A 3,144-nucleotide genomic window follows, 5' to 3' on the forward strand; every position below is an offset into this window, starting at 1 on the left:
ACTGCAAGGAGGCACGGGTGCCGCTGCTGACCCGCATCAGGGGACCGCGCGATCTGGACCGGCTCAGCCTGGAGGAGCTGGACCTGCTGGCAGAGGAGATCCGGACCTTCCTCGTCGACGCCGTGTCCAAGACCGGCGGCCACCTCGGCCCCAACCTCGGCGTGGTCGAGCTCACCATCGCCCTGCACCGCGTCTTCGAGTCGCCGAAGGACAAGGTGCTGTGGGACACGGGCCACCAGTCCTACGTCCACAAGCTGCTCACCGGCCGCCAGGACTTCTCCCGGCTGAAGATGAAGGGCGGCCTGTCCGGCTACCCCTCGCAGGCCGAGTCCGAGCACGACGTCATCGAGAACAGCCACGCCTCCACGGTGCTCGGCTGGGCCGACGGCATCGCCAAGGCCAACGAGATCCTCGACCGCGACGCCCATGTCGTCGCCGTCATCGGTGACGGCGCGCTCACCGGCGGCATGGCCTGGGAGGCGCTCAACAACATCGCCGACGCCAAGGACCGCCCGCTGGTCATCGTCGTCAACGACAACGAGCGCTCCTACGCGCCGACCATCGGCGGCCTCGCCAACCACCTCGCGACCCTGCGCACCAGCGACGGCTACGAGCGGTTCCTGGCCCGCACCAAGGAGGTCCTGGAGCGCACCCCGGTCGTCGGCAAGCCGCTCTTCGACACCCTGCACGGCGCCAAGAAGGGCCTCAAGGACTTCATCGCCCCGCAGGGCATGTTCGAGGACCTCGGCCTGAAGTACGTCGGCCCGATCGACGGCCACGACATCGAGGCCCTGGAGTCCGCGCTGGCCCGCGCCAAGCGCTTCGGCGGCCCCGTGATCGTGCACTGCCTCACCGAGAAGGGCCGCGGCTACCAGCCCGCCCTCCAGGACGAGGCCGACCGCTTCCACGCCGTCGGCAAGATCCACCCCGACACCGGACTGCCGATCGCCACCTCCGGCGCCGACTGGACGTCCGTCTTCGGCGAGGAGATGGTCAAGCTCGGCGAGGAGCGCCGCGACATCGTTGCGATCACCGCCGCCATGCTCCAGCCCGTCGGCCTGGACCGCTTCGCCAAGGCGTTCCCCGACCGGGTCTACGACGTCGGCATCGCCGAGCAGCACGGCGCCGTCTCCGCGGCCGGCCTCGCCCACGCGGGCGTGCACCCCGTCTTCGCGGTGTACGCCACCTTCCTCAACCGCGCCTTCGACCAGGTCCTCATGGACGTCGCCCTGCACAAGTGCGGGGTCACCTTCGTGCTGGACCGGGCCGGTGTCACCGGCACCGACGGCGCCTCGCACAACGGCATGTGGGACATGTCGATCCTCCAGGTCGTCCCCGGCCTCAGGCTCGCCGCCCCGCGCGACGCCGACCAGGTCCGCGCCCAGCTCCGCGAGGCCGTCGCCGTGGACGACGCGCCGACCGTCGTACGGTTCTCCAAGGGCGCCGTAGGCCCCGCCGTGCCCGCCGTGGGACGCGTCGGCGGCATGGACGTGCTGCGCGAGCCCGGCACCGGCACGCCGGACGTGCTGCTGGTCTCCGTGGGCGCCCTGGCGCCGATGTGCCTGGAGATCGCGGGCCTGCTGGAGCGGCAGGGCATCACCACCACCGTCGTCGACCCGCGCTGGGTCAAACCCGTCGACGAGGCCATGGCCCCGCTCGCCGAACGGCACCGGGTCGTCGTCACCGTCGAGGACAACAGCCGCGTCGGCGGTGTCGGCTCCGCGATCGCGCAGACCCTGCGGGACGCGGGCGTCGACGTCCCGCTGCGCGACTTCGGCATCCCGCCGCGCTTCCTCGACCACGCCTCCCGCGCCGAGGTCATGGCCGAGATCGGCCTGACCGCCCCCGACATCGCCCGCCAGGTCACCGGCCTGGTCGCGCGGCTCGACGGGCGCTTCGACGGTGCCGCCGGTGTGGAGTCGGTGCAGCCCGCGCGCGACTGACGCCACCCGACACGACCGGATGGGCCGGTTCGACCACTGCGAAGGGTGGTCGAACCGGCCCATTCGCGTTAACGCGTCCGGGCCGGGGCATACGCAAGTACGCCCTCTCGATCATGTCTGGGACGACGCAGCGTGGGAGGTACGCGCACATGAGCAGCACCCTCTTCCGGACGAAGAACGTCGAGCAGTCCATCCTCGACACCGAGGAGCCCGAGCACGCGCTCAAGAAATCCCTGTCCGCCCTGGACCTCACGGTCTTCGGCGTCGGTGTCATCATCGGCACCGGCATCTTCGTCCTGACCGGCACGGTGGCCAAGAACAACGCGGGGCCCGCCGTCGCCCTGGCGTTCGTCGTCGCCGGTGTCGTCTGCGCGCTCGCCGCGCTCTGCTACGCCGAGTTCGCCTCGACCGTGCCGGTCGCCGGATCGGCGTACACCTTCTCCTACGCCTCGCTCGGGGAACTGCCCGCCTGGATCATCGGCTGGGACCTGGTCCTGGAGTTCGCCCTCGGTACGGCGGTGGTGGCCGTCGGCTGGTCCGGCTACGTCGCCTCGCTGATGGACAACGCTGGCTGGCATCTGCCGGACGCGCTCGGCAGCAGGGACGGGGCCGACGGCTTCGGCTTCGACATCCTCGCCGCGGTGCTCGTCCTGGTGCTGACCGCGATCCTCGTCATCGGCACCAAGCTCTCCGCGCGGGTCACCGCCCTGGTCGTCGCGATCAAGCTCGTCGTCGTCCTGACCGTGATCATCGCGGGCGCCTTCTTCATCGAGGGCTCGAACTACGACCCGTTCGTGCCGAAGGCGCAGACCGTGGAGGCGGGCGGGAACCTCCAGGCCCCGCTCATCCAGCTCATGTTCGGCTGGGCGCCCTCCAACTTCGGCGTGATGGGCATCTTCACCGCCGCCTCCGTCGTGTTCTTCGCCTTCATCGGCTTCGACGTCGTCGCCACGGCGGCCGAGGAGACCAGGAACCCGCAGCGCGACATGCCGCGCGGCATCCTCGGCTCGCTGCTGATCTGCACCACCCTCTACGTCGCCGTGTCGATCGTGGTCACCGGCATGCAGCACTACACCGAGCTGTCGATCACCGCGCCGCTCGCCGACGCCTTCAAGGCCACCGGGCATCCGTGGTTCGCCGGCTTCATCAGCTTCGGCGCGGCGGTCGGTCTCACCACGGTCTGCATGATCCTGCTGCTCGG

The 3,144-nt window shown here is 70.5% G+C and carries 2 protein-coding genes; both read left to right on the forward strand.

Annotated elements, in window-relative coordinates; genetic code table 11:
* Nucleotides 1–17 precede the first annotated feature (17 nt).
* Nucleotides 18–1,943 carry a 1-deoxy-D-xylulose-5-phosphate synthase gene (dxs, locus tag G6W55_RS37180; protein ID WP_175525009.1) on the forward strand — a complete coding sequence of 642 codons (1,926 nt, stop codon included), beginning with the start codon at nucleotides 18–20 and terminating at the stop codon, nucleotides 1,941–1,943.
* A gap of 149 nt (nucleotides 1,944–2,092) precedes the next feature.
* Nucleotides 2,093–3,144: amino acid permease (locus tag G6W55_RS37185; protein ID WP_175525010.1), on the forward strand; the 1,052-nt coding region annotated here is incomplete at its 3' end.

Source organism: Streptomyces sp. CAI-85 (assembly GCF_013363615.1).
Classification (GTDB): Bacteria; Actinomycetota; Actinomycetes; order Streptomycetales; family Streptomycetaceae; genus Streptomyces; species Streptomyces antibioticus_B.